Annotated in this window: 23 protein-coding genes and 5 pseudogenes; 11 read left to right on the top strand and 17 right to left on the bottom strand. The window is 58.2% G+C overall.

Features of this window, described 5'->3' with window-relative positions:
* Positions 1-125 precede the first annotated feature (125 nt).
* Together IB244_RS24925 and IB244_RS24920 are read right to left on the bottom strand one after the other, a co-directional pair.
* Positions 126-302: pseudogene (locus IB244_RS24925) on the bottom strand (DUF3422 family protein); the annotation flags it as partial.
* Positions 303-306: 4 nt separating this feature from the next.
* Positions 307-510: pseudogene (locus IB244_RS24920) on the bottom strand (SulP family inorganic anion transporter); the annotation flags it as partial.
* A gap of 367 nt (positions 511-877) precedes the next feature.
* Here IB244_RS24920 and IB244_RS24915 point away from each other — a divergent pair.
* The 3 genes from IB244_RS24915 to IB244_RS24905 all read left to right on the top strand — a co-directional run bounded on the left by IB244_RS24915 (position 878) and on the right by IB244_RS24905 (position 3,646).
* The gene (locus tag IB244_RS24915) at positions 878-1,972 is read left to right on the top strand and encodes an AI-2E family transporter (RefSeq protein ID WP_192306007.1); all 1,095 of its coding nucleotides are present in this window, start codon (positions 878-880) and stop codon (positions 1,970-1,972) included.
* 314 nt (positions 1,973-2,286) lie between these two features.
* Complete coding sequence (locus tag IB244_RS24910) at positions 2,287-2,469, top strand: SulP family inorganic anion transporter (protein WP_192306067.1); 183 nt, start codon at positions 2,287-2,289, stop codon at positions 2,467-2,469.
* Positions 2,470-2,695: 226 nt separating this feature from the next.
* Positions 2,696-3,646: a polyphosphate kinase 2 family protein gene (locus tag IB244_RS24905; RefSeq protein ID WP_156932755.1), complete on the top strand. Its 951-nt coding sequence runs from the start codon at positions 2,696-2,698 to the stop codon at positions 3,644-3,646.
* Positions 3,647-3,699: 53 nt separating this feature from the next.
* Here the strand turns inward: IB244_RS24905 and IB244_RS24900 are convergent, their stop codons facing one another.
* Together IB244_RS24900 and IB244_RS24895 are read right to left on the bottom strand one after the other, a co-directional pair.
* Complete coding sequence (locus tag IB244_RS24900) at positions 3,700-5,181, bottom strand: alpha-amylase family glycosyl hydrolase (protein WP_192306005.1); 1,482 nt, start codon at positions 5,179-5,181, stop codon at positions 3,700-3,702.
* 30 nt (positions 5,182-5,211) lie between these two features.
* Positions 5,212-8,001, bottom strand: coding sequence for an MGH1-like glycoside hydrolase domain-containing protein (locus IB244_RS24895; RefSeq protein ID WP_192306003.1), 2,790 nt, complete (start codon positions 7,999-8,001; stop codon positions 5,212-5,214).
* A 269-nt stretch (positions 8,002-8,270) separates the two neighbouring features.
* On the opposite strand from IB244_RS24895, the gene IB244_RS24890 reads away from it, so the two are divergent.
* The 3 genes and pseudogenes from IB244_RS24890 to IB244_RS24880 form a co-directional block, all read left to right on the top strand.
* Positions 8,271-8,471 carry a type II toxin-antitoxin system VapB family antitoxin gene (locus IB244_RS24890; RefSeq protein WP_169681686.1) on the top strand — a complete coding sequence of 67 codons (201 nt, stop codon included), beginning with the start codon at positions 8,271-8,273 and terminating at the stop codon, positions 8,469-8,471.
* Positions 8,468-8,851, top strand: coding sequence for a type II toxin-antitoxin system VapC family toxin (locus IB244_RS24885; protein WP_169681688.1), 384 nt, complete (start codon positions 8,468-8,470; stop codon positions 8,849-8,851). Before IB244_RS24890 ends, IB244_RS24885 begins: the two co-directional genes overlap by 4 nt.
* 199 nt (positions 8,852-9,050) lie before the next feature.
* Positions 9,051-9,252, top strand: a pseudogene (locus IB244_RS24880) (electron transfer flavoprotein subunit alpha/FixB family protein); the annotation flags it as partial.
* Here the strand turns inward: IB244_RS24880 and IB244_RS32540 are convergent.
* Positions 9,246-9,552: pseudogene (locus IB244_RS32540) on the bottom strand (hypothetical protein); the annotation flags it as partial. The pseudogenes IB244_RS24880 and IB244_RS32540 overlap by 7 nt on opposite strands.
* 44 nt (positions 9,553-9,596) lie before the next feature.
* Between IB244_RS32540 and IB244_RS24875 the strand changes: the two are divergent.
* Both IB244_RS24875 and IB244_RS24870 read left to right on the top strand, forming a co-directional pair.
* On the top strand, positions 9,597-9,878 hold the full coding sequence (locus IB244_RS24875) for a type II toxin-antitoxin system Phd/YefM family antitoxin (protein WP_192306001.1): 282 nt from the start codon (positions 9,597-9,599) through the stop codon (positions 9,876-9,878).
* Positions 9,878-10,196: pseudogene (locus IB244_RS24870) on the top strand (type II toxin-antitoxin system RelE/ParE family toxin). Before IB244_RS24875 ends, IB244_RS24870 begins: the two are co-directional and overlap by 1 nt.
* An 84-nt stretch (positions 10,197-10,280) precedes the next feature.
* On the opposite strand, the gene IB244_RS32535 reads toward IB244_RS24870, so the two are convergent.
* From IB244_RS32535 to IB244_RS32810, 3 genes are all read right to left on the bottom strand, one after another.
* Complete coding sequence (locus IB244_RS32535; protein WP_113164165.1) at positions 10,281-10,484, bottom strand: hypothetical protein; 204 nt, start codon at positions 10,482-10,484, stop codon at positions 10,281-10,283.
* A gap of 47 nt (positions 10,485-10,531) precedes the next feature.
* Positions 10,532-10,786: a DUF2934 domain-containing protein gene (locus IB244_RS24865; RefSeq protein ID WP_169681690.1), complete on the bottom strand. Its 255-nt coding sequence runs from the start codon at positions 10,784-10,786 to the stop codon at positions 10,532-10,534.
* A 261-nt stretch (positions 10,787-11,047) separates the two neighbouring features.
* On the bottom strand, positions 11,048-11,176 hold the full coding sequence (locus IB244_RS32810) for a hypothetical protein (protein ID WP_281419662.1): 129 nt from the start codon (positions 11,174-11,176) through the stop codon (positions 11,048-11,050).
* 346 nt (positions 11,177-11,522) lie between these two features.
* Here IB244_RS32810 and IB244_RS24860 point away from each other — a divergent pair, with 346 nt between their 5' ends.
* Positions 11,523-11,981 (top strand): MucR family transcriptional regulator, encoded by a 459-nt coding sequence (locus IB244_RS24860; RefSeq protein WP_192305999.1) that lies wholly within the window; start codon positions 11,523-11,525, stop codon positions 11,979-11,981.
* 38 nt (positions 11,982-12,019) lie between these two features.
* Here IB244_RS24860 and IB244_RS24855 read toward each other — a convergent pair whose 3' ends face one another.
* Genes IB244_RS24855 through IB244_RS24840 form a run of 4 tightly spaced genes read right to left on the bottom strand, consistent with a single transcriptional unit; the run spans position 12,020 to position 15,067 of the window.
* Positions 12,020-13,198 (bottom strand): YcaO-like family protein, encoded by a 1,179-nt coding sequence (locus IB244_RS24855; RefSeq protein ID WP_192305997.1) that lies wholly within the window; start codon positions 13,196-13,198, stop codon positions 12,020-12,022.
* Positions 13,198-13,983: a nitroreductase family protein gene (locus IB244_RS24850; RefSeq protein WP_192305995.1), complete on the bottom strand. Its 786-nt coding sequence runs from the start codon at positions 13,981-13,983 to the stop codon at positions 13,198-13,200. The genes IB244_RS24855 and IB244_RS24850 overlap by 1 nt, the downstream gene beginning before the upstream one ends.
* A 13-nt stretch (positions 13,984-13,996) precedes the next feature.
* Entirely contained in the window at positions 13,997-14,845 is an 849-nt protein-coding gene (locus tag IB244_RS24845; RefSeq protein WP_192305993.1) for an McbB family protein, read from the bottom strand.
* Between the two features lie 54 nt (positions 14,846-14,899).
* A complete protein-coding gene (locus IB244_RS24840; protein ID WP_192305991.1) occupies positions 14,900-15,067 on the bottom strand; it encodes a phazolicin family TOMM bacteriocin in 168 nt (55 codons plus the stop codon).
* 175 nt (positions 15,068-15,242) lie between these two features.
* Between IB244_RS24840 and IB244_RS24835 the strand changes: the two genes are divergently transcribed.
* The gene (locus tag IB244_RS24835; protein ID WP_192305989.1) at positions 15,243-17,009 is read left to right on the top strand and encodes an ATP-binding cassette domain-containing protein; all 1,767 of its coding nucleotides are present in this window, start codon (positions 15,243-15,245) and stop codon (positions 17,007-17,009) included.
* 573 nt (positions 17,010-17,582) lie between these two features.
* Here the strand turns inward: IB244_RS24835 and IB244_RS24830 are convergent.
* Genes IB244_RS24830 through IB244_RS24820 form a run of 3 tightly spaced genes read right to left on the bottom strand, consistent with a single transcriptional unit; the run spans position 17,583 to position 20,334 of the window.
* Positions 17,583-18,836 carry a Zn-dependent hydrolase gene (locus IB244_RS24830; RefSeq protein WP_192305987.1) on the bottom strand — a complete coding sequence of 418 codons (1,254 nt, stop codon included), beginning with the start codon at positions 18,834-18,836 and terminating at the stop codon, positions 17,583-17,585.
* A 9-nt stretch (positions 18,837-18,845) separates the two neighbouring features.
* A complete protein-coding gene (locus IB244_RS24825) occupies positions 18,846-19,490 on the bottom strand; it encodes a TenA family protein (RefSeq protein WP_192305985.1) in 645 nt (214 codons plus the stop codon).
* 1 nt (position 19,491) lies between these two features.
* Positions 19,492-20,334, bottom strand: a complete 843-nt coding sequence (locus IB244_RS24820) for a BtpA/SgcQ family protein (RefSeq protein ID WP_025661805.1) — start codon at positions 20,332-20,334, stop codon at positions 19,492-19,494.
* A 25-nt stretch (positions 20,335-20,359) separates the two neighbouring features.
* Between IB244_RS24820 and IB244_RS24815 the strand changes: the two genes are divergently transcribed.
* On the top strand, positions 20,360-21,271 hold the full coding sequence (locus IB244_RS24815) for a ribokinase (protein ID WP_169681699.1): 912 nt from the start codon (positions 20,360-20,362) through the stop codon (positions 21,269-21,271).
* 24 nt (positions 21,272-21,295) lie between these two features.
* Here IB244_RS24815 and IB244_RS24810 read toward each other — a convergent pair whose 3' ends face one another.
* Entirely contained in the window at positions 21,296-22,066 is a 771-nt protein-coding gene (locus tag IB244_RS24810; RefSeq protein WP_169681700.1) for a glutamine amidotransferase, read from the bottom strand.
* 30 nt (positions 22,067-22,096) lie between these two features.
* Positions 22,097-23,161 carry a phosphotriesterase gene (locus IB244_RS24805; RefSeq protein ID WP_169681701.1) on the bottom strand — a complete coding sequence of 355 codons (1,065 nt, stop codon included), beginning with the start codon at positions 23,159-23,161 and terminating at the stop codon, positions 22,097-22,099.
* Between the last annotated feature and the right edge of the window lie 4 nt (positions 23,162-23,165).

Below are 23,165 nucleotides of genomic sequence, written 5' to 3'. Positions count from 1 at the left end.
TAAATTTAGAGTACGGCGTTATGATTTTGGGCCGCAAGCGCGTTGGCCGGTCTTGAAGGGACCAGAACCTTCGACCCATGATTTCATTGCGGGCTCCAGCGGCCCGGGCTTCGGTTTCTAATCAATCAACGTTCACTTCGCAGAGCATGCTTGACACGCACGATCAGTAGCGCGACGGCCCCAACTACAATCGGAATCGACACGAGCACGACCTTCAAAATTCCGAGGAGGTAGTAGCCAATCGCGATGACGGAGAAGCCCTCCACCGCCCGCTGGATCTTTACCTGAGTGGCCGCACGCTCGTCCGGGAACCACTACGCCGGCCCAGCCTTCTGCCGCGGCGAGCGTTGTTGTCGAGGTAACGCTCAGTACCCGCGAAGATCCGAGCAGGCCATATACGATAGCGGGGACTAACGCAGTGTAGAGCCCAACCGCCACAGGCAACCCCGCGACCGTCGCGTAGGCCATCGCCTTGGGCAGCACCACGGTTGCAGCCGTCAGGCCAGCAATGACGTCGAAGCGGGGCGCATCGGAGGGGCGGCTGCTATTGCTGGCGCGTTATAGTTTGCCGATCCTAGCGTAGGGTCGGCCGCTCGCCGGCACCAGCGATCATATCTGGATGCTTCGGGGCAACCTTGGTATAGTGTGTACCTCCTGAGCCAACGGTAGGGTCGCTCTTCTGTGGAAAATCCCGTTACTGCGATCTCATCCCGTAGCGCGCTTTTGCGAACCCTGATGCCGGCACACGCAGCGCTGTCGCTGGCGGAATCGTCCCTGGACCGTCGCGATCTGGTCAAGTGCATTGGCAGGATCCGCGCGGGAGCCGCGACGATGGGTGATCCCATGCCTTCGACGGTTTCTCTGACGGGAGACCAAGATGCCCGATGATACGACTCCTGCCGGCGGCACCCACCGTCAACTCGGGCTTGGCACAGCCGGCCTGATTGAGCGCAGCATCACTTTGCTGATGGTCGTGGTCCTGCTTGTCGGCGTGCTCGCGATATTGAAGCCCTTTGCCGCCGCCATCCTTTTCGGGGCGACGTTGGCGATTGCCGCCTGGCCCTTGCGCCAATGGATGATCGGCCGAGGTGTCGGGCCTCGCCTGACTGCAGCGCTGCTTCTCCTGCTTTCGCTTCTGGTGATCGTGTTGCCGGCACTGATCATGGCTCCGGTCCTCACCGACGAACTGAAGGCGTTCACGGAGAGCGTCGAGAACTACTTCGCGGCAACACCACAACGTCCCGGCTGGATCGAGAACGTCCCCCTGATCGGTGGCAAACTTGCTTCTGCATGGGATGGTCTACTAGAAGCGAAGGGTGACGTCGCCACTGCACTTGCACCCCAATCCGAGATTTTGCAGCGGTGGCTAATCACGGCGGCGCGTGCGCTTGGCGACAGCGTCGTCCAGATGATCCTGGCGCTGATCGTGGCAACCATGTTTTGTATCAACGGGAGCAAGCTGGTTGAAGAACTGGATAGCATCGTCGTCCGGCTGGGCGGGGCAACGGCGCATGCCAGCCTTCTTGCAGCGGCCGGCGCGGTTCGCAGCGTCTCCTATGGCGTGATCGGCACAGCTCTCGCGCAGGCAGCGCTACTGGTGCTCGGCCTGGCACTCGCAGGTGTGCCTGGTGCGACCACGCTCGGCTTCGTCGGCCTACTGCTCTCCATCAGCCAGATCGGAGCCCCCCTCCTGGTGCTGATCTGGGGTGGTGCGGCGTGGTGGCTGTTCGGACAGGGCCAGGTCGGATGGGGGAGCTTCATGGTCGCATGGGGAGTTTTGGTCAGTATGGTCGACAACGTTCTCAAACCATGGCTGATCGGTCGCGGCATTCGAATGCCTATGCCTCTGACGATCCTGGGCGTCTTTGGTGGCTTTATCGCCTTTGGCTTCCTTGGTCTGTTTATTGGACCGACGCTGCTTGCTGTCGCTTTCGTCCTGCTGCAAGCATGGCGGACGAGCCCGCCCGGCTAACAACTGGCTTCCAATTGGATCGCGGCAAAGGCGAGTTACCGAGGATTGCCGCTTAAACTTCCAGAAGATGTCGACGGACTTCGTCTCCTTGGAGCCAAGCGGAATCGGAGGTGTCGATGCAAGTGCTCTAGACATCAACATGGACGCAGAAACGCGCAAGAAGCGCGGCGGCTTGCCCGCATCTGGGACAGCGGTGGGTCAAATGCGTTGGCCGGCGAAATATGATATATTCTTGCATATTACGAGGAGGTGAACCTGCCAGATGTAGCCGAAAAGGCGAGGTCGACAACAATGATGGGGGGTGAAAAAGGTAAGTGGCTGACGCAACCCAAAACCAATTGGCGCGCTGGCTGCCGGGGTTTCAATTTCTTCGTCAATACAAGGCTGCCTGGCTTTTCCATGATTTTGTTGCAGGGATCGTGCTGACCACCATGCTGGTGCCGGTCGGCATCGCCCATGCCGCAGCGTCGGGGACACCTGGAATTTACGGGCTCTAGGCGACACTTGTCCCTTGTTAGCCTATGCGGTGTTTGGCGTATCGCCGTCGACCGAGCCGGCTCCATCAGGCGCAGTTCGGGCCGACAGCGAGGGCCGGTGATTCCTCGGAGCAACGCCGGCTGGCACTTGCAACAGGAAATTGCGGAATGTCCACGCCGCTGCACGAATGCGTGAATGCTGACACAACAAGGATGTCGACTTCGGTTACCAAAATGGGAGCATGTCATGGCAGAGGACAAGATGAAACTGGATGTGGATTTTGACCAGAAGCGTGAGATCCCTGTGGGGGACAGCGGCCGCGTACGCTTTCGTTTCCGCGACATTGCCGTGGAGCCCGGAAAGTCGGTTTCGCTTAAGGATTTCGACCCGGATTTTACCGGCGGCTATGACGACAAGGCCGGGGCGCTCGAAAAAGTGGCGGCAAACGTCGACCGCCTGTCTGCGATGCAGGAAGTTCTCTATGCCCAGGATAACTACGCCCTATTGATCATTTTTCAGGCCATGGACGCGGCGGGCAAGGATGGCGCGATCCGCCATGTCATGTCCGGGATCAATCCGCAGGGCTGCCAGGTCACAAGCTTTAAGGCGCCGTCGGCGGAGGATCTAGATTATGGCTATCTTTGGCGCGCATCAAAGGCGCTGCCAGGGCGCGGCATGATCGGCATTTTCAACCGATCCTACTACGAGGATGTTCTGGTTGTCAGGGTTCACCCGGAACTGCTTGAAAAGCAAAAGCTTCCGGCGCGCGCTCGCAAAGGAGATATCTGGCAACGCCGGTTCAAGGAAATAAACAATTTTGAAAAATATCTTCGGCAAAACGGCACAATCGTTTTGAAGTTTTTTCTCAATGTCTCCAAGAAGGAGCAGAAGAATCGCTTCCTGGCGCGGATAGACGAGCCAGAAAAGAACTGGAAGTTTTCACCGGCGGATTATGCAGAGCGAAAACACTGGGACGACTACCAAAAGGCGTTCGAGGATATGCTGGAAAACACCAGCACGGAGTGGGCTCCCTGGTTCGTCATTCCGGCCGACAACAAATGGTTTGCCCGGCTGGCGGTTTCGGAGGTGATCTCCGGGGCCTTCGAGAGGATCGATCTGCAGATGCCTGTGGTCAGTGAAGCGCGAAAGAAAGAACTGGGGCAGATACGAAGCCAGCTTCTCGACGAAGAGGACTGATGGCGCGGCTCTGTCGCTGGCATGTTGTCCGTCGCCACCCCGTGCCTGTCGCTTCAGGGCAGCGCGGTGATTTGAAACACGTGGTAGCCCCACGGCGGCAGATCGAGATAGAGCCCCCTTGAGACGAGGGCGCTCCCGTCGCGGTCATAGCTGGCGAGACCCATCAGATCCTTGAGCCGCACCGCTCGACCGGCCAGGTCGGGGAACGGGAGCTGGACAAAACACTGGCTCTGGTTTGGAGCATAGTTGACGACGATCATCTGCCGCTGGCCGTCATTCTTCTCCCAGGCCCAGGAGATGAAGCAATCCGACGTCCAGTTGCCCTCCCAGGCCGGCACGCAGTCGAGCAGACGCCACTGGCCGTCGCGGACGATCGGCTCCCGGAGCACTGCCAGAAGGTCTTCGTAGAACTGCTGGCAGGCCTCACTCACCGGCTCCAATGGCGCACGGATCAAATGCGGCGAGATGCGCTTCTTCCGCCCCTCGAACTGGCCCTGATGAAAGAACCGCAGTCCAGGCGAAAGGAAGGTCACAATCGCCGCGGCTTGGTGCATCTCGGGCGTGAAGGTCGCAGCGACCCGGGGCTCGTCGTGGTTCTCCAAAAACCGAGCAAGCTTCTGCTGGTAGTCGAGCCCCGCGTACAGATGCTCGCGCACCGGCCGCGCGTGGCGCTCCCGCAGGCGATCGTAAAGCCGCTTGTCGTAGGCGTAGTCGAAGCCCTGCTGCTGCAGCGTCCATTCCATGTCCCAGTACACCTCGGCCATGAAGGTAAACCCCGGGAATTGTTTGCGGACGCGTTGCGTCGCTTGCGGCCAGAACGGCTCGGCGTGGATGTGCCACGTCCGTTCGAATACCTCCGGCAACACCAGCATCGCCATGTCGCAGCGGACCCCGTCGCACTGCTTGGCGATGCGCAACAGCTCGCCGATCATCGCGTGCTGCAAGTTCGGATTGCCGTAGTTGAGCTGCAGCGTGTCGGGCCAGCCGTCGAAATACGGGTCGCGGCCGTAGGCTAGCACCAGCGGCCCTTTCGACGTTCGCACGCGGCAATAGTTCTGCGGTGCCTTTGCGAAATCGGCGTCGCTGCCGTGGACGAAATAGTCGGGATGTTGTTCGAGCCACGGGTGATCCGGCGCCATGTGATTTGGCACGAAGTCTAGCAGCAGCCGCAGGCCACGCTGCTTGAGCCGTTCGCGCAGGCGCGCCAGCGCAGCATCGCCACCCAGACTGGAGTGCACGGTGTAATCGGCTATGGCGAAGCCCGATCCTGCGATGTCTGTCTCGCGCAGGTCGGGCAATGTCTCCTCAAACTGGTGGCGCCAGTCTAGGTTGGTGCGAGATACACTTTGTGCCGCTGGACCGGTCTGCCAGACGCTTAGCAGCCAGATCCAGTCGAACCCCATCTCGGCAAGGCGCTCCAGCTCAGTGTCGGGAATGTCATCAAGCGCGGCCGGCCGGCCGAGCCCTTGGGACAGCTCGGTAAGCCAGACGCGCGTGTTGATCTGAAAGAGCGAGGGATGGAATCCCGTGTTCATCTCAGTTCCCTCTCCGCAATGGCTGCTCCTCTATCCGCTGCCTCGCGAGGCAGCTCCATACGCCCGTTCCCGGACGAGGCGGTCCACGAACCGCCGTTTCTCCTTCTCCTCCAGAATGTCGGCGGCGCTGGTACGGCCGAAGAGGTCGAGCAGGCGCGCGATCACGCCCGTCCAACCGGTCTGGTGACTCGCCCCGAGGCCCGCCCCGTTGTCCCCGTTGAAATATTCGTAGAAGAGGATGAGGTCGCGCCAGTGCGGGTCCTCCTGAAACTTCGCGGTCCCTCCATAGACCGGGCGACGGCCGTTCGCGTCTCTCAGGAAAATGCTCGTGAGCCGCTGCTTTATCTCCTGAGCCACCTCGAAGAGCGTCATGCGGCGACCGGAGCCGGTCGGACACTCGACCGTGAAGTCGTCGCCATAGAAACCGTAGAGATTGAGGAGCCCACGCACGATTAGCGCGTTGACCGGCATCCAGACGGGGCCCCGCCAGTTCGAGTTCCCGCCGAACATCCCCGTGTCCGACTCGGCCGGCAGGTAGGAGACGCGGTGGGCGTCACCCCCGACATGAAGAACGAACGGGTGGTCCTGGTGGTAGCGGGAGAGAGAGCGGACACCGTACGGGCTCAGGAACTCCCTCTCGTCGAGCATATAGCCGAGCACCCTCTCGAGGCGTTTCCTGGACAGCGGCGAGAGCAGGCGGCGCCCGGCGTAGCCGACGAAGCCGTGCTCGGTTGGAGCAACCTGCGCCACGACGTCGGGATGGCGCTCCCTGAAAAGGTTGACGAGTTCGCGAAGCTTTGGAAATCGTTCGAAGTCGTCTGGGCCGAAGATTGTGGAGGCGCAAAGCGGGATCAGCCCTACCATCGACCGGACCTTGAGGCGGGTCGCGGATCCGTCCGGCAGCCGCAGCACGTCGTAGAAAAATCCATCCGTCTCATCCCACATCTCGTCATTGTGCTCACCGATGCGGTCCATTGCGTAGGCGATCCACATGAAGTGCTCAATGAACTTGAACGCTGCCTCCTCGTAGACGGGATCGTGGTCGGCGAGTATGAGAGCGATCTCGATCATGCTCTGGCAGTAGAACGCCATCCAAGCGGTGCCGTCGGCCTGTTCGAGCGACCCGCCGGTCGGGAGCGGCGCGCTGCGGTCGAAGACACCGATGTTGTCGAGGCCGAGGAACCCGCCGGCGAAAACGTTCCGGCCGTCGGGGTCCTTGCGGTTTACCCACCAGTTGAAGTTGAGCATGAGACCCTGGAACGAGCGTTCCAGGAAGTCGATATCCTCCCGCCCGAGGGCTTGCTCCGTCCTGTAGAGAAAAAGCGTCGCCCACGCATGCACGGGCGGATTGACGTCGCTGAAGTTCCACTCGTAGGCCGGGATCTGCCCATTCGGATGCACATACAGGCTTCGCAGCATGAGGAGGAGTTGCGCTTTTGCGAAGTCCAAATCGACGACCGCGAGCGCGAGCGTGTGGAACGCGAGGTCCCATGCGGCATACCACGGGTATTCCCACTTGTCGGGCATGGAGATGATATCGCCATTGAACATGTGGAACCATTCGGCGTTGCGCATCCGCCGCCTGGAGGTTCCGACGAGAGGATGCGCCTCGTGCTCCTTGAGCCAGGTGTCCACGTCGTAGAAGTAGTACTGCTTCGACCAGAGCATCCCCGCAAGCGCCTGGCGGTGGACCCGCCGCTCGTCCTCGTTCAGCGACCCGGGGGTAATCCGCTGGTAGAACTCGTCGGCATCCTTTTTGCGGGCGGCCACCGTCGCATCGAAGCTCTTCGCGAACGGCCTCGCCGGCAGCCTTGCTGACAATCGCAACCGGACGATCGAGGCACCGCCCGCCGGCACGTCGAGAATGTAACGCGCCGCGGCCTTCGTGCCGGTCTTTTCCGGGTTGATGGCCCCGGTGTCACCAGTAACGACGTATCGGTGGAACGCGTCCTTGACGAACGGCGTCGGGTTCGGCTGCCCCCAGAGGAGGGAAACATTGCTCTCGTTCTCGGTGAAGAGAAATTCCGGACGTCCGTCGCACGCGAGCGTGTAGTCGCCGACCTCGGGGTGCGAGGCGTGGATGGTCCCACAGGCTTCCCGCAGGAGCGGCTTGGCCCCATTTTTCCCCCACGACCACGTGTTGCGGAACCAGAGCGTCGGCAGCACGTGGAGCCGCGCGGCCTCGGGCCCCCGGTTATGCACCGTCACCTGGATCAGCATGTCCTCAGGGTCTTCCTTGGCATACTCGAGGAACACGTCGAAGTAGCGGTCGTCGTCAAAGACAGAGGTATCGAGCAGTTCGTACTCGAACTCCTCCCTCGACCGGTGCCGGCTGGTCTCGACGAGGTCCCGATAGGGGAACTCCCGCTGGGGGTACTTGTAGAGATACTTCATGTAGGAATGTGTAGGCGTCGAGTCGAGGTAGAAGTAGTATTCCTTGACGTCCTCGCCGTGATTTGACTCGCTGTTCGTGAGCCCGAACAAACGCTCTTTCAGGATCGGATCGTGCTCGTTCCAGAGCGCGAGCGCAAAGCAGAGCCGCTGGCCGTCGTCCGAGATGCCGCCAAGGCCATCTTCGCCCCAGCGATAGGCCCGCGAGCGCGCCTGGTCGTGGGTGAAATAGTTCCAGGCGTCGCCCGACTCGCTGTAGTCCTCGCGTACCGTGCCCCACTGCCTCTCGCTCAGGTAGGGGCCCCATTTCTTCCAGGCCCCCCCCGCCTCTCTGTCCTCCTCGAGGCGACGTTGTTCCGTGACAAGGACGGACCGCGACGGCTGCGCCGGCTCGGCTTGCGCCCTTGCGCCCGATGGACCATTCGACATAGTTCGGCCCCCTCATTTTCCGTGGATACGCATGCGCGGAGTTCTGGCTCGCGGCATGTGTTGATTGTAGCGGAAATGCTGGGGGTCATGTTCAAATTTAGCGGAGAGCTTTCGCCGGCAACGCAAAGCGGAGAATTTCAAAGCCCCAGAGGACCGGCCTTGAGCGGAATCGAACTCGCGCCCCCATGGATCAGAACACCACGTCGCTATTAGGCATCGATTTTAGCACCAAATGGTGCTATGCGTGCAATAAGGCGCGGGAGATTGAAATGCGATCCACCATAAATCTTGACGACAACCTCCTGGAACGAGCCAAATCCCTGACAGGCACGAAGGAAACGGCGGCTCTTGTCCGTTTGGCGCTGGAGACGCTTGTGCGCGTTGAATCTGGCAAGCGGTTGATCGCTCTTGGCGGCTCTATGCCGAACGCCGAGGCTGCCCCTCGCCGCCGGAGCGAAGTGGCCAAGTGATCCTTGTAGATACCTCAATCTGGATCGACCATTTTCGGTATGGAGACGCCGACCTGAAAAAAATCATCGAGGATGACCGTCTGCTCTGCCACCCTTTTGTCGTTGGCGAATTGGCTCTAGGCAGTCTGCGAGAACGAGATGCCGTTATCGCGTTTCTCTCGGCTCAACGGGAAGCCGTGATCGCAACTCATGCAGAGGTAATGACTGTCATTGAGCGCCACTCAATATTCTGTATGGGGATTGGCTACACTGATGCGCACCTGCTGACTTCAACACTCCTTGACCGAAGAACCAGCTTGTGGACGCGAGACAAGCGCCTAGCGGCCGCAGCACAGAAGGTTGGTGCGCCGGTTTTTCTATCCGCGCAAATGCCCAACTAGTATTGAAGCGATGCACTCCCTCAGCATTTTTTACTATTGAGGGAATCGAACCGCAGGGGCATTCTGCGCTTTCTCGTTTCGCCACTTGGTCCAAAGGATAAAAAGGGGAGGTAGCGCGTACCTTTTCCCCAAACGGCGACCGATGCATTCTTCCCAGGCAGCATGATACGAACTCAGCCGGAAGGCGGAGGAACGATACGCAAGCCTTGCCAACAATCTGGCCGAGCCTTGCCGCCCTGATCGTCCAGCTTTCCGGTGCCTACGACACGATCATCGCCGCCGCCACCTCGACCGACAAGAACGTCATGCCGCGCGTGGCAGCCCTGCTCGACGTCGCCCAGGTTTCTGAGATCATCGACGTCGTCTCCTCAGACCCCTTCAAGCGGCCGATCTACTGGGGGTACTTGTAGAGGTACTTCGTGTAGGAATGTGTAGGAGTCGAGTTGAGGTAGAAGTAGTATTCCTTGACGTCCTCGCCGTGATTTGACTCGCTCTTCGTGGGCCCGAACAAACGCTCTTTCAGGATCGCGCTCGTTCCAGAGCGCGAGCGCAAAGCAGAGCCGCTGGCCGTCGTCCGAGATGCCGCCAAGGCCATCTTCGCCCCAGCGATAGGCCCGCGAGCGCGCCGGGTCGTGGGTGAAATAGTTCCAGGCGTCGCCCTGCGGATGTGTCAGCTGGCATTTGAAAGGCTGCTTTTCCATTGACCACTTAATGATCTATATTCTGGTCAATAGGGAGTAAGTGCATGAAGCTTTCAGAGCGGGTCAAGCCAATCAGTTATCTCAAGGCGCATGCGCCCGAGATTATCCGGACGCTAAAGGACAATCCGCAGCCGGTCGTCATTACGCTTCATGGAGAGGCGAAAGCCATTCTTCAGGACGTCGGCCAATACGAAGAAACACAAGAGACGGTGGCGCTCCTGAAGGTACTGGCGCTCACCAACCGGCAAGTGGAGGAAGGCAAAGTGCGCCCCGTTGCGGACGCCTTTTCGCGCATCCGCAAGCGTCTAGCCGACAGCCAATCCTGATGCCATATCGTGTCGTTTTGCTGAGGAAGCGGAACGCGACATCGAGGAGCTCTATCACATCATCGCTAGCCGCTATGGGACCGAGGCGGCAGAGCGCATCCTGACGGAAATTGAAAGCACCTGCGCCGAGCTTGAAGCACTCCCCGCCGGCGGAAATGTACCGAAGGAGTTGGCGGGTATCGGAATCTCCGAATATCGGGAACTGCACCATAAGCCGTGACGCATGATCTATCGCAGGCCACTGATGTCGTTGTCTACTGCGTCGTGGACGGACGCCGTGACATGCAGGCGTTTCTGGAGCGAAGGCTGCTGCGCTGATGTTAGGGCGGCGCGGTTTTTGGTTGTTATATCATCGACTACGACGGGATCCCGGCGGGCGTCGCTGAATGGAACCGACCAGCCTCAATGAACGGCGGCCGACGTCGGCGCGTTTACCCTGGTGGCCTCTTGGCCAACATAAGTGGATATCAGCATTGCGGCAATCTCGTCCAAGGACCGGTAACCCTCGTTGTATAGTTCTATCGCGGCCAGGCAGAGTACGCTTGTCGACTGCTCATTGGGGATAATGCCATAATGGCGATGCCAGGCCTGTACAGCTTCGGACATCGTTCGAAAATCAGGTTCCGGCTTCTGCAGCACAGGCTGTTCCTTAGTTACTTATTCTCGGAGGCCAGTTCACCCGGCTTGAACGAACCAGGCCCGCCTTCTGACGAAATGGCATCTGAACTCGCCTTTTCGTCTCCAGGTATCGTTGTCGCGCTGTGATGCGAAGGCGAAGACGTCTGGGGCAAGTCGTCGTCTTCGGCCAGTTCGCGCTCAGCCTCATACCAACGTCGATCCTGGCCTTCCGGACGACCCTCCGGCTCCCGCTTCTCGAACGCCCGGCGTCTCACGTGCTCCGTGTCCATGAAAGCCTCCATTGTTGGCAATCATAAACGTTCGCTGCACGGAGTGGTTCCTCGATTGCCGGTGGGGTCGCAATGACATTTTTGTGCACGATACGGGCATCTAACTCCGGATCCTGACCCGGATAAGACACTGACGCTGTTTCAAGCTCAAATGCGGTGAAGCACGGAGGGGTGGAATGTCTGACTTCCCAGCCCGGCGGCTGGCGACATAAAACTGAGCCGCGGTCTGGGCTGATCATGAACTTCCGGGGTACTTGGCTGCTACGGGCCTAGACAACGCTCAGCCGCCGCCTCGAAATTCGGAATGATGCCGAGCACCGCGGCAAAGGTGTCGAGCAGCGACGCATCGAATGTCGCCTTCACCGCCTCGAAACCCGACTCGAGCTCCATCTCGGACGGGATTGCACAGCTGGAACCTATCAAACCCACACGTATTTGTTGCGTCCGATAACTTTATCTAACTTGACCGATTATAATTTTTTGATACCTGTGAGGAAACAGGCAAAATGAGCGAGGATACCATCTTGAGATCCAACCTTATCTAAATCTGCAAAAGCGACTTTCTGACTGTCGTTTTGTTCTCTACGCAAATATCTCTCTAGTGGGACATTTGCTTTGGAGTCAGCAGGTAAATTTCGCTGGCGTAGATAACTGCTGGCTCAGATGAGGCGAGGTATACCTCGGCCATCTGAGCACCACGCATGTGATCTATCCTCGAAAAGAGGTAGGTTGTTCCATGTATTCTAAATCTAAAGATTCTTCATCTGATAACATAACGGAACTAACGGCAAACATCGTTACCGCCTACGTAAGCAGACACGATGTTCCCGTGCAGGACTTGCCTTCACTTATCGCAAGCGTTCAAGCCGCGTTAGGACAGGGGCATAAGGTTCCTGAAGCTGTACCGGAAACAAGGCCTTCGTTCGCCTCGCATCAGCGCCCAGCTGTGCCTATCGAACAATCGATAGAAAAGGATCACTTAATTTGCTTGGAAGACGGCCGGAAGTTCCGCTCGCTGAAACGGCATTTGAAAACTCAGTACAATCTAAACCCTGACGAATATCGAATTAAGTGGGGTCTTCCGCCCGAATACCCGATGGTTGCCCCCTCTTATGCCGCTCGGCGCTCATCAATTGCCAAGGGCATCGGTTTGGGCGTCAACGTATCAAGACGGTCAAACAAGCAGGAAGAGTAGGCTCCAAAGAGGTTAAAGCGGGAAATCTCGCTTTAACCTCATGAAAAGGGCATTGGCTCCAAACGCTTCATTTCATCTGTACAAAATAGGCTTATCCACTTGTTATCATTATTATTATGATCGCCCGGGTTCATATGGATAAAGAAATCCGGAGATACGATTCGGCAAAAGTGCAGCTGGGTTCCAGGCAGGTTGATAGCGCGAGAGTATACATAGATGTTGCTGGAGACAGATAGAATATTTTCTGCGAGCCTCTCGATGTTCCTGTCTGGTATGCTCGTTCCTATCTCCAGTGGAGCGACTTCGACGCCAAGCTCAAATCCTGCTTTGTTCGCGGCTTGGAAATTTTCTTTGAGAAACGTGCTGCCGTAGTCTCGACTGTTGAAGAATTCCATTTGGGGAAGCAGTAGAGATGTTTGCCAAGCTTCTGTAAAGGCCTTCGTTGTTGCCATTTCGGGATTGAGATCAGCAGAGCAGCCGCAGGAGAAATTGACTAATGCATCTGCATCGTTCGAGCGGTACTCGCAACACTTGACGCTGACCCCCGCCAGGAAGGAAATGTCGATTAATCTCAGGTTGCCATTGGAAGACATTTGATCGTGAATTTTCTGGGCCTTCCAATCTGTGAGGCTGCCCCGCAGACTGTTCCCCTCGATAGCGTTGCAGCGTCGGGAAACCCACATAGCCGTTGTGCACTGCCTTTCAACGAACTCCAACAGCGCGCCCCGAAACGCGTCGAGTTCATTGCGATGTATTGCCGAACCGGACGTATCACGTATCGGTGCGAATAGAGCGTCGCGCTGTGCGTCAAAACTGTGCAATGACAGAAGAATTGCCGGGTAGAGAGCTTTGCTATCGGAGCCCAAGCGGCTAACGTCCACAAGACGGAAGTTCGTGCCGTGCACGTCGTCGCGAACATCATCGTGGCAGGTTTGCTGGAGCGCAAACGCCAATGCGGCCTGTTCATCGACGTTAAGTCGCATGTCTGCAATGGCACCTGATTGTGTAGAGGTTACAGCTCGGAACGCCGTATAGCGTTCAAAATATTCTCCCATGGCTTTGACCGCCGCGCCTGGGCCAAAACCAAACCCGTGACCGTTGAGATCGTTGGTGTCATCTGCTGAGAAGACGGTAGGTTCATAGATGCAAGCCGGATAGGCTGGTGTTAGCCGATATCTCGGTGTGCTGGAGGCGAAATTGCGATATGAATGTTGCACTAGTCGTCCTCCGGATAGGCAAAAGCCTGAATGATTCCCGGCAACAGAATGCGGCTATCCAGCCCGCATCTCTTCGCCAGAGCGTACTCAGAAAAGCCAGATAGAACGCGGGACCGAATTCCTTGCTGTTGGGCAATTTGAAGCATCTGTTGGTACATCGATCCGACTTCCATCAGTGCGAGCCGATAACCGCGCGATCGATACTTGAATATCGCCTTTTTGAGGCTGATCAGATACACTACGTAGAACGCAGCGCGATCGATCTTATAGATATCGTTATATGAGGCGCTATCATATTCCCCTTGAAGCACCTCGAAAGCGTTGCTTACCGGCAGGTAATGCAAAACATCAAAGTCTGCGTCTCGTCCTGAGATGTTCCCCAGGATAACGACTGTTTCAACACTGTAGAGGGCGCCGCCCGAGGGATAAGGGCGCCGTCGGGCCTGGTCAGCGCCAAGAGCTTGTGAGAAGATTTGGCAAATAGTCTGGAAGTCGACAGACCTTGTTCCACCCTTTTCAAGAGACGGTAGTCGCCAGATCGATTCAGGGATATTTTTCCCGAGTGAGATCGTTCCAGTGATATGGGAAAACCTTGTTTCGAAGGCTTCCGCCCGCTTTAAGTCTTCGACCGTTAGATATGGCTGGCTCAGAGCGCTTTCTAGTGGGGAGCCGGCAACGGAGATACAATGCTGGTGAAAAGTGCGGATTTCGCTTTCAACTTCTGGGTCAACAAACTGGCTTGCGTGTGCGATTTGGTTGACCGACGATATTATTGCGTGTCGCATCGACGGTCTCTCCCTAAATATCACGTGGTGATGAGCTGAAATTTGAATGGACTCCCCTGTGTCGTTCAATGCGGCCAGTGTCGAGATTCAATTCGATCACGGTGCTGAGGTCGTCGGGGAAGAGCGGAGAAACACCATCTGCGATGAGTGGGCGAAGCCGCATATAAGCAAGGTGGAGTGCGGTTGCGGACTCGATTTGCGAGGCGGGAAATGTTGGTACCGCTAGCGTTTCGATCGCATAGGGATCAGAAAAGAAATAGTCTGCCCAACTAGAAGGCTTGAATTTTGAAGATCGATCAAGACCAGCGAGATTATGGACGCCGCTGAAATGATCGGGTAGGTCGATCGCCGGCGAATAGAATCCATCGACGATGAAATGTCGGAAAACGAAATATGAATGAAGCAAGATCGATTCTCTTCTCGATTTGCACGCGGCGTATATTTTCCTGGCGAGCTCAGGCTCGTAACGATCTTGAATAGCCAGGATAAGATCGGCGCCCGCGATATCTGCAATGTTTGCAGAAGAGCGGCATGACACAGCGTCACGATCGAGTATCAACTGCGCAACGTCATCGGCGAGTTTTTGGGACGGAGAAAAAACCACTACTTTTTTCATATCTTCGACTTTTCGGAGCACTCTCAGGCGCTCTAGGAACTGCTGAGCGGCCGTGACTGGGAGCGTCTGACTCTCTAAAATCTTCTCAATTTCCCGTTCGTGAACGCGAGATTGAAGTCCTTTAATTTCGCCAAGAGCAGCCACAAGATTTGCGTCGGTAACGCGCGCTGCGCCTACCGGCGTGAAAAGCTGCCATGCGCCATCTGTCGGCGCTGAACTGATTACGAACGGGGAAACCGAAAGCATCTTGCAACCCTCCTTGTGAAAGTGGCGGCCCCGATGTGGGGCCGCCGTCGTTCTCTAGACCGAAACCGAGCTTGCCGAGCCGGAAGACTTGCCGGAAGCGCCGCAGCGGCTGCTGCTGTCGCACCGGGCGCACGTTGCAGCGGTTTGAACCGTAGCATCGCCCCCATCGACGAACTCGATTTCGGTTCCAAACTGCGGCGGATTGAGAATCTGTGTAGTCATCACATACCTCCTATTTGCGGGTTGAGGTTGCAGCGAAAAATGCCGCAAAAGAAAAATTATTCCTAAATTCGTCTTAGTCAAGCATAAAAACAGTGCTAGTATGTATTTATTGGCAATTTCCAAGAATAATATTCTTAGTTATTGCCTAGTAATACTTTGCAACGGAGTGATATTCATGGGTAACTCGCAAAACGCATTTTTGGTAATAAGCAATATGCTTCTGAATAACAGCAAACAGCGCGCTCTGTTTCTGTTGGTATTATGCACTATAACGCTCACCGCAATTGGTTCAGCGTTGTTTCCAGTATTCTTCTCCCTAGGTATTGATGCGCTGGCCGAGGGAGGTGCGAGTGTCAATGTAGGTACTCGCTATATAATCGCTTTCGGAATTGGCCTGACAGTTGTCGGGGCTCTAGAGCAGGCCCAATGGCTTACATTCGGACCAATGAACCTGCGTCTTCAAAGACACCTAACGAGGCATGTATTCGAACATGCTCTTTCCCTGCCGTATCGTAAGCTGAAGGAATATACGACTTACGAGATTGGCAGAACCGTAGAGCGTGGCCTCGATGCGGTCCGCGAAATCACGTCAAATCTGACCTTCTTCCTGATACCTACATTTATTGAGCTGATCATTGCGGCGTCGGTTATAGCCTTCATGATCGACGTATGGATCGCGTTGCTACTATTTTCCGCGCTGCTCCTGTACGCGATCATCGCCAACGTATCGGCAGCCAAAATCAGAAGATCCACTGAAAGTGCGATGGAGACCGGGATCGACGCTTGGAATTTCGGTCTTGATGGCGTCGCTAATGCAGAACTTGTTCAGCAGGCCAACAGGGTCAATGAATTCGCTGAGCGTTTAAACCGCAAGCTCAAAGTCAACGATCAAGCGTGGGCTTTGACATTCCAACAGAGAGCTTTTTTTGGCGTTCTCCAGGCGCTTGTGTTCGGCGCTGTCGTGACGGGTGTACTCTGGCGTGGGGCCTCGGATGTTGCCGATGGGACGATGACCATCGGCAATTTAGTACTGCTGAACACTTACATTATCCGGCTGCTGCAGCCAGTCGAAACCTTTGCAAGGGTTTATCGGGAGGTGAACTCCTCCTTGGGAGAAGCCAGATTGCTTATGGAGCTTCTCTCGACGCCTGTACCTGAAATGCTGACGCAGCCTGTTGGCTGTGATCGATTGCCGATGACCCTGGAACTGTCTGATATAGCGATCTCGATGAATGAACGGGACTTATTGGCCGACCTTTCCCTTATGGTGCCGGCTAGGGGGAAGCTGTTCATAGTCGGCCCATCGGGCGTTGGAAAATCATCTTTGTTGAAGGTGATCTCGTGCCTGTCCATGGCTGATCGTGGCAAATACCTCATCGATGGCGCGTTGGTCACTGAAGGAAATGCGGGTGGTTTTAGGTCGAGTATCAGCGTCGTGCAGCAGGACTGCCTTCTATTCGATTGGTCGATATCTGAAAATATTGCATTTGGCGTAGAGGCGCCTCAGGAGGAAATAGAAAAGGTCATTCTAAGGCTTGGCCTGCATGACGTGGTGCAACGTCACCAAGAATTGGGAGAGCCAACCGTCGGCGAGCGCGGCAGCCGTTTGTCGGGCGGAGAAAAGCAGCGGGTATCGCTCGCGCGTGCACTTCTTGCCAAACCCCTGCTACTTATTCTTGATGAGCCTACGGCAGCACTGGATGAAATAAATCGGAAGGGTGTTTTAGATGCAATCGCGGAATTGCAGCAGACATGCACCACGGTTTTTGTCACTCATGATCTCTCCATAGTGGACGCTGAAAGCGAAGTTTTGTTCCTCGGACCAAATCACCTCTATTGGACGGGAACTCATGCGGATCTCCAAAGGGAGAGCGGGGAATACCAGGCATTTGTGGACGGCAAAGTAATCGGGCAATTTTCTGACATGTCGCAGAAATCCTGAGTTTCTCGACAAGATTGTCGGCCCTGGAAAATCAGGGAAATTCTCTCGCAAAGCTCGCTTGCAAGAGTCACGGTTTCGCGACAGATATATGCGACAGGATTACGCCGCTGGTGACATCCCCTCGGCCTTGCCTCCTACCAGCGCCCAGATCTGGCCAAGAGGAGCGAAGATCAGGCCACGCGGCAGCCGATCATGTCAGTTTGGATTTCGTTACGCATCACAGCTCCGCCGTGACGGCTCACTGCATTACGACAGGCAGGACGAGACAGCCGAGGCTGCCCCGAATTTCGTTCGCTAGAGCGATCCAAGTTTTGCGAGAGCGTCGGAGACACCCTTGTCATATGCAGGATCGGTCTCGTGCAATTTTCATATGACGTTGCTTCACCTCGCTCCGGGCGTCGCCCATCGCGCGCCTGCCATTGAAGCGCTTCAAGCGTCTGGGCTCGTTTCGCGAGCTACAAAGAAACGGCATTCCAAAGTTTGTCTAACTTTATTCGGCAAACTCGGATTGTCGATCAATCCTTGGAAGTAATCCCTTCAAATTGGCCGAATTGAGAATATTTCAATCCAGACTCATGAGCGCCGATTTTCGCCCTCGCAGGCAATTGCAAGCGTCGCCTGTGCCAGCACATCACAGCCGATGACGGCATGCGCAGGCTCGACATACTCGGCCTCGTTGTGACTGAGCCCATCGCGGCACGGAACGAAGATCATCGCTGCCGGCGCAACGCGATTAACGAACAGCGCATCGTGAAAGGCCCCTGATAGCATTACCGCGCTTTTGACCCCGCGCGCAGCTGCTGCCTGCTCGATTGCCCGCTGCAATGCGTCGGAAAAGACGCAGGGCGCCATATCGAACGATCGGGCGATCTCGGTCGTGCATCCCTGCCGCTTCGCTTCCTCCGCTATGCGCGATGTCACGAGCCGTTCGATATCATCCAGCCGCGATGGCTCTGGATGACGCATATCGACCGTGCAGTGGACCTTGTCCGGGATCGCATTGACCGAGCCAGGCTCGGCTGAAATCCGCCCAACCGTAAACCGCGCGTCCGGATCGGCTGGCATCACCGCCTCGTAGAGGCCAGACAGCGCCGCGGTCAGCGCCCGCAATGGATCGCGGCGATACGACAGTCCCGTCGTGCCGGCATGGGCCGTCTGCCCCGTAACCGACACATCCAGCCAACGCGTGCCCTGGATACCCTTTACCACGCCGATCGGAATGTCGTTCGCCTCGAGAGAGGGCCCCTGCTCGATATGGACTTCGATATAGGCGTGAATCGGAAAGCCGAGCGGCAGCATCTCGGCCTCGGGCAGGCTCGCGATCGTCAGTGCCAGTTCCTCGGCAAAGCCGGTGCCATCGGTGGCGACCTTGCCCTGCCAGACGGCCGGAATCTCACCCGCCGAAAAGGCCATGGATCCCATGCATCCCGGCGCAAAGCGGCACCCCTCCTCGTTGGTCCAGGAGACCACAACGACGGGACGCGCCGTCTCGATCCCCGCGTCCTCCAGGCTCTCCAGCACCTCGAAAGCAGAGAGGGTGCCAAGCGCGCCGTCGAACCGGCCGCCGGCCGGCTGGCTGTCGAGATGACTGCCGATGATCACCGGCGCGAGCGTATCGTCCCGGCCCTTGCGTCGGATGAAGAGGTTGGCCATCGAGTCCTGAAAGACGAGGAACCCCCTCGCCCAGGCAAGCTCGGCCAGAAGCCGCCGCGCCCGGCGGTCGCCTTCTGTCAGCGCCTGGCGATTGACGCCGCCCTTCGCCGTGCCGCCGATGGCGGCGAAGGTTTCGAGCCGGGCGTTGAGACGATCGTCGTCTATATCGAGCATGGTTTCACCTCAGAGATAAGGAGCGTCGTGGAAGGCGATCTCGAGCGCCTGCGCGCGGCCGAAGATGCCGCTGAGCCGGGAACGTTCCTCCAGGCTCATGCCCTCGCCGGCGTCATCGAGCTCTGCCTTCAGCCACAACGCCTGGGCGGCGAAGTCCTCATGCGCGTGCAGGTCCACCCACTCCTTGAGCAGCGGATCGCTCATCTCGTAACGGGTGGCCTCCTTCGACCAGGTCCAGTACATCCACTCGGCGGCAAACATGGCGGCGACCGTGTCGAGGTAGCCACCATCCCGAGAGATCGCCAGCATGTCGTCGCGGAACGCCGCCACTTCGGGGATCGCCGTGTTGTAGGCCGCGGGATCAATACCGCGCTCGGCGAAGGTCTTTTCGAAATAGGCGATCTGCTGGTTGGCCAGCGCATCGAGAACGCCGATCAGCCAGCGCTTCTGGGCGATCGTCTCGGCCTTGGCGGCTGCAAAGGCAAAGATCGAGATGGCGGTATCGACGAAGGCGCCCTCGAAAACGAGGTAGCGTTCGAAGACTTCCTTCGAGAGCCTGCCTGCCTTGATGTCCTTGACGAAACGATGGGTTACCATCGCATCGAAGACGGCGGCATTTTCACGCAGGATCTGCTCGGACAGTGTCTCGCTCATATCAGCCTTCCAGACCCGGACGCGCGGCTTCGACGAAGGCCTTGACGCGGGAGAGCTCCACAGGATTCCACCAGACGCCGCCTTCCTTGAGCGAGGACGCGACGATGACGCCGTTCGTCCGCTTCAGGATCTCGACGATATTTTCCTTCGTAACGCCAGAGCCGACGAGCAGCGGCAGATGGGTCGCGGCGCCGATCGTCTCGATCTCCTCCACGGTCGCCGAATTGCCGGTGCGCTGGCCGGTGGCAATCACCACATCGGCGTCGAAGAAGGCGAGATCGCGGGTCAGTTCTTCGATCGTCCGGTCGGCGGTGATCGCGTGCGCGCCATGCTTCACATGGCTGTCGGCGAAGACCTTGATGTGCTCGGCGCGCAGAGCCGAGCGGTAGCGCATCGCTTCGGCCGCGCGACCTTCCATAAAGCCCTCGTTGGCGACATAGGCGTTGGCCCACTGGTTTACACGGATAAACCTGGCGCCGCCGGCCATGGCGATGGCGAAGGCCGGGATTGGGGCGTTTGCAAGCACGTTGATGCCCATCGGGATGCCGGTCGCCCGTCTGATCCGGTCGGTGACGACGGACATGAAGGCGGATGTCTCGGGGCCGATATCCTCGGGCTTCGAGAAGGGAATATCGCCGTGGTTTTCGATGATCAGGCCATGCAGGCCGCCCTCGATCAGTGCCTCGGCATCGCGCATCGCGACATCGTAGATCGCATCGACAGTCGCGCCGCGGTAGCGCGGGGCGCCGGGAAAGGGCGAGCAATGGATCATCCCGATCAGCGCCTTGTCAGTGCCGAATATTTCCCTTATGGCGCTTGAATTGTTATCCGAAATCGTCTGCATTTTCATTTCCTTTCGAAGGCCAGCCATGCCTGCCAATGTTCGTGCTCATGTCATCGGTAACGTCGCCGTCGACGAAACCATATCCGTTTCGACCATGCCGGAAGCCGGGGCTTCGATCCTTGGCCGCGAAGAAACACGCGACCTTGGCGGCAAGGGTGCGAACCAGGCCGTGGTCATGGCCCGCACAGGCCTCCCCACCACCCTCGTTGCGGCCGTGGGCGAGGATTTCCGCGCCCAGACCATTCGTGATCAACTGGCGCCAGAACCGGTCGAGGCCAAGCTGATTGCGCTTGCCGGCCGTTCCAGCGACTTCTCCATCATCTTCACCACGCCTGATGGCGAAAACGCCATCGTCACCACCACCGATTCAGCCGGATCGCTGACGCCGGGAGAGGCCATCGCTGCGCTCGACACCGCCGTATCAGGCGACCTCATGGTCCTGCAGGGCAATCTCAGCGAGGCAACCACGCTTGGCCTGCTCCAGGAAGCCCGCCGCCGCGACCTCGTTACCGCCTTCAACCCCTCGCCCCTCAGGCCCTATTTCGGCGACTTCTGGCCGCTGGTCGACATCGCATTCCTGAACCGAGGCGAGGCGGAGAGCCTCACCGGTTCATCCGACACGGCCGCGACCGAAAAGCTGCTGCAATCGGGCGTGCGCCACGTCGTTCTGACGCTCGGCGGCGACGGCGCCCTTTTGGCAAGCCGTGGGGCCGCTATCGCCACCATTCCGGCCGTGTCCACCAAGGCGATCGACACAACAGGCGCCGGTGACACCTTCATGGCGGTGGCGCTGGCTTCCGCCGCGTTGCGCGGCGTCGAGCTCGACCCCCGCGCCATCGGCCACGCCGCCTCCGCCTCCGCCTTGACAGTCAGCCGCCGCGGTACCCGCTCGGCCTTCCCGACCACCGACGAGCTGCAGGCGATCCTGGCGCGCTGAAGCGCGCCAAGGGCCATCGACGCCTCAGCGCTTGTCGCTCAGCCAGCCGAGGATATTCTTCCACAGGCGGCCATAGCCTTCCCATTCGCAGAAGGCGGGCGACAGCCAGTGCGGGCCGATATCGGATGTCCACGCCGCGCTGCGCCCCTTTTTGAACGTTCCGGTGACGAGCAGCGGATGGCCGCCCTGATCATCCGGCAGGCGGGCGACGACTTCGACGTCGGCGCGGTCGCGCACTTCCACCTCGTTGATGCCGAGCAGCAGCGGCCATTCACCGCTCATGCCTGCTACCGTGGGGTGGTCCGCCTTGGCGATGACGGCTCCCGTGCCTTCTGGAATCTCGACGCGGTCGTCATATGGCAGGCAGGTGACGGGGAGCACATCCTCGACCGGCGTGCGGCGCCAACGCGCCTTGCCGTCGATGCCTTGGAAGGAGAAATAGCCGCCGACCATCAACAGGCCGCCGCCCTTTTCCACCCAGGCCTTGATGAGCTTCAGCCGGTTCGGCACCGTCTTCGAATGCAGCCAGACAGCGGGCGGCAGCAGCAGCGAGTTCGCGCCGATATCCGACAGGATGATCACGTCATAGACGTCGAGCCCCGCCATATCGAAGGGGAATTTTTCAACTGCCTCATGGGCCGGCATGTAGGTCAGCTCGTACTCACTGCCTTCGAGCGCCTTTACCAGCGGCTCGGCGCCGAGATGGAAGGTGACGCTTCCGAACTGGTCGAAGCCTTTGTAATGGGTGGCGGAGCTGACCCAGCTCTCGCCGACGAGGAGGACTTTTTTTGTCATGGTCTTTCCATTTCTATAAACGTTCTGCGGTCAGGCCTTGGCCTCGAATACCGATCTCGGATTGTCGCACATGAGAATATCGAGCTGTTGATCGGTCAGCCCGTGGCGCTTCAGCCGCGGCAAGAAGTGCTTGAGAATGTAGGCATAGCCATTGCCTCCGTAGCGCGTCAGCATCATCTTCAGGAAGACGTCGTGGGAAAGGAGGATGCGATCGATATGCCCCTGCTCCACCAGCTTGACGATGGCGCGCGCCGCCTCCTCGTCGCTCGGGCACTGCACCTGCTGGTCGGCGTAGAAGAAATCCATGCCGATCATGTCGTATTCCAGGAAGGCGCCGCGCGACGCGAGCTCGCCCTGATAGGCAAGATCGTCATGCGACGGGTTCATGTGGCAGAGCACGGTGTGGCGAAGCTCCGCTCCCTCCACCGCCGCGATATCAAGCACCTTGTGGCCGAGCCGGAACCAGCCGGGCAGATGCACCATCAGCGGAAGACCGGTGCGCGCCTGCGCCCGCGCCGCCGCCCTCAGTGACTTCTCTTCCTGATCAGTGAAATCCGAGGACACCCCGATCTCGCCGATCAATCCGACCTTGATGTCGGTGCCATCTACGCCGGCGGTTGCTTCCTGAACGATCTCGTCGGCGATCTGGTCGATCGTCATGCCGGCGACCTTTGCCGGATGCGACGAGCCAAGATAGTAGCCGGCGCCCATGATAATATTGAGCCCGGAAGCCTGCGATATCCGCTTCAGTGCCCGGGGATCTCGACCGATGCCCTGGCAGGTCGGCTCGACAACGGTGTGTCCCCCATGTGCGGCGAAATCCTTGAGCTCGGTGATGGCCAGCGGCTCATCATCCAGCGTGATGTTGTGCTTGTTGACGAAAGGATCCTGGCGCAGCTCGCTCAGGATCTCCATGCAGACGAAGCTGTCGGAGAGGTACTGGCGCTCCGGCGTCTTCGGTGCATGCCACCAGCAGCGGCAGTCGTTGAGGATATGCTCGTGCATCAGCGTGATGCCGAGAGCAGAAGCAGGGATTGCCCCCGCTACGGTCATCACCTTGCCCGAGCGCACATGGGCTTCTGAAAGTTCGCTCATGCCG

Origin of the sequence: Rhizobium sp. RHZ02 (genome assembly GCF_014851575.1) — a bacterium.
Lineage (GTDB): Bacteria > Pseudomonadota > Alphaproteobacteria > Rhizobiales > Rhizobiaceae > Rhizobium > Rhizobium altiplani.
This window is presented reverse-complemented; position numbering and strand designations above follow the sequence as displayed.

What these genes read in the sequence shown, in the direction of transcription:
- IB244_RS24915 (WP_192306007.1), top strand. Translation starts at nt 878, where the DNA reads ATGCCCGATGATACGACTCCTGCCGGCGGCACCCACCGTCAACTCGGG.
- IB244_RS24860 (WP_192305999.1), top strand. Translation starts at nt 11,523, where the DNA reads ATGTATTCTAAATCTAAAGATTCTTCATCTGATAACATAACGGAACTA.
- IB244_RS24845 (WP_192305993.1), bottom strand. Translation starts at nt 14,845, where the DNA reads ATGCTTTCGGTTTCCCCGTTCGTAATCAGTTCAGCGCCGACAGATGGC.
- IB244_RS24850 (WP_192305995.1), bottom strand. Translation starts at nt 13,983, where the DNA reads ATGCGACACGCAATAATATCGTCGGTCAACCAAATCGCACACGCAAGC.
- IB244_RS24835 (WP_192305989.1), top strand. Translation starts at nt 15,243, where the DNA reads ATGGGTAACTCGCAAAACGCATTTTTGGTAATAAGCAATATGCTTCTG.
- IB244_RS24810 (WP_169681700.1), bottom strand. Translation starts at nt 22,066, where the DNA reads ATGACAAAAAAAGTCCTCCTCGTCGGCGAGAGCTGGGTCAGCTCCGCC.
- IB244_RS24905 (WP_156932755.1), top strand. Translation starts at nt 2,696, where the DNA reads ATGGCAGAGGACAAGATGAAACTGGATGTGGATTTTGACCAGAAGCGT.
- IB244_RS24815 (WP_169681699.1), top strand. Translation starts at nt 20,360, where the DNA reads ATGCCTGCCAATGTTCGTGCTCATGTCATCGGTAACGTCGCCGTCGAC.
- IB244_RS24900 (WP_192306005.1), bottom strand. Translation starts at nt 5,181, where the DNA reads ATGAACACGGGATTCCATCCCTCGCTCTTTCAGATCAACACGCGCGTC.
- IB244_RS24840 (WP_192305991.1), bottom strand. Translation starts at nt 15,067, where the DNA reads ATGACTACACAGATTCTCAATCCGCCGCAGTTTGGAACCGAAATCGAG.
- IB244_RS24895 (WP_192306003.1), bottom strand. Translation starts at nt 8,001, where the DNA reads ATGTCGAATGGTCCATCGGGCGCAAGGGCGCAAGCCGAGCCGGCGCAG.
- IB244_RS24830 (WP_192305987.1), bottom strand. Translation starts at nt 18,836, where the DNA reads ATGCTCGATATAGACGACGATCGTCTCAACGCCCGGCTCGAAACCTTC.
- IB244_RS24805 (WP_169681701.1), bottom strand. Translation starts at nt 23,161, where the DNA reads ATGAGCGAACTTTCAGAAGCCCATGTGCGCTCGGGCAAGGTGATGACC.
- IB244_RS24825 (WP_192305985.1), bottom strand. Translation starts at nt 19,490, where the DNA reads ATGAGCGAGACACTGTCCGAGCAGATCCTGCGTGAAAATGCCGCCGTC.
- IB244_RS32535 (WP_113164165.1), bottom strand. Translation starts at nt 10,484, where the DNA reads ATGTCCGAAGCTGTACAGGCCTGGCATCGCCATTATGGCATTATCCCC.
- IB244_RS24820 (WP_025661805.1), bottom strand. Translation starts at nt 20,334, where the DNA reads ATGCAGACGATTTCGGATAACAATTCAAGCGCCATAAGGGAAATATTC.
- IB244_RS32810 (WP_281419662.1), bottom strand. Translation starts at nt 11,176, where the DNA reads ATGGAGCTCGAGTCGGGTTTCGAGGCGGTGAAGGCGACATTCGATGCG.
- IB244_RS24865 (WP_169681690.1), bottom strand. Translation starts at nt 10,786, where the DNA reads ATGGACACGGAGCACGTGAGACGCCGGGCGTTCGAGAAGCGGGAGCCG.
- IB244_RS24890 (WP_169681686.1), top strand. Translation starts at nt 8,271, where the DNA reads ATGCGATCCACCATAAATCTTGACGACAACCTCCTGGAACGAGCCAAA.
- IB244_RS24875 (WP_192306001.1), top strand. Translation starts at nt 9,597, where the DNA reads ATGAAGCTTTCAGAGCGGGTCAAGCCAATCAGTTATCTCAAGGCGCAT.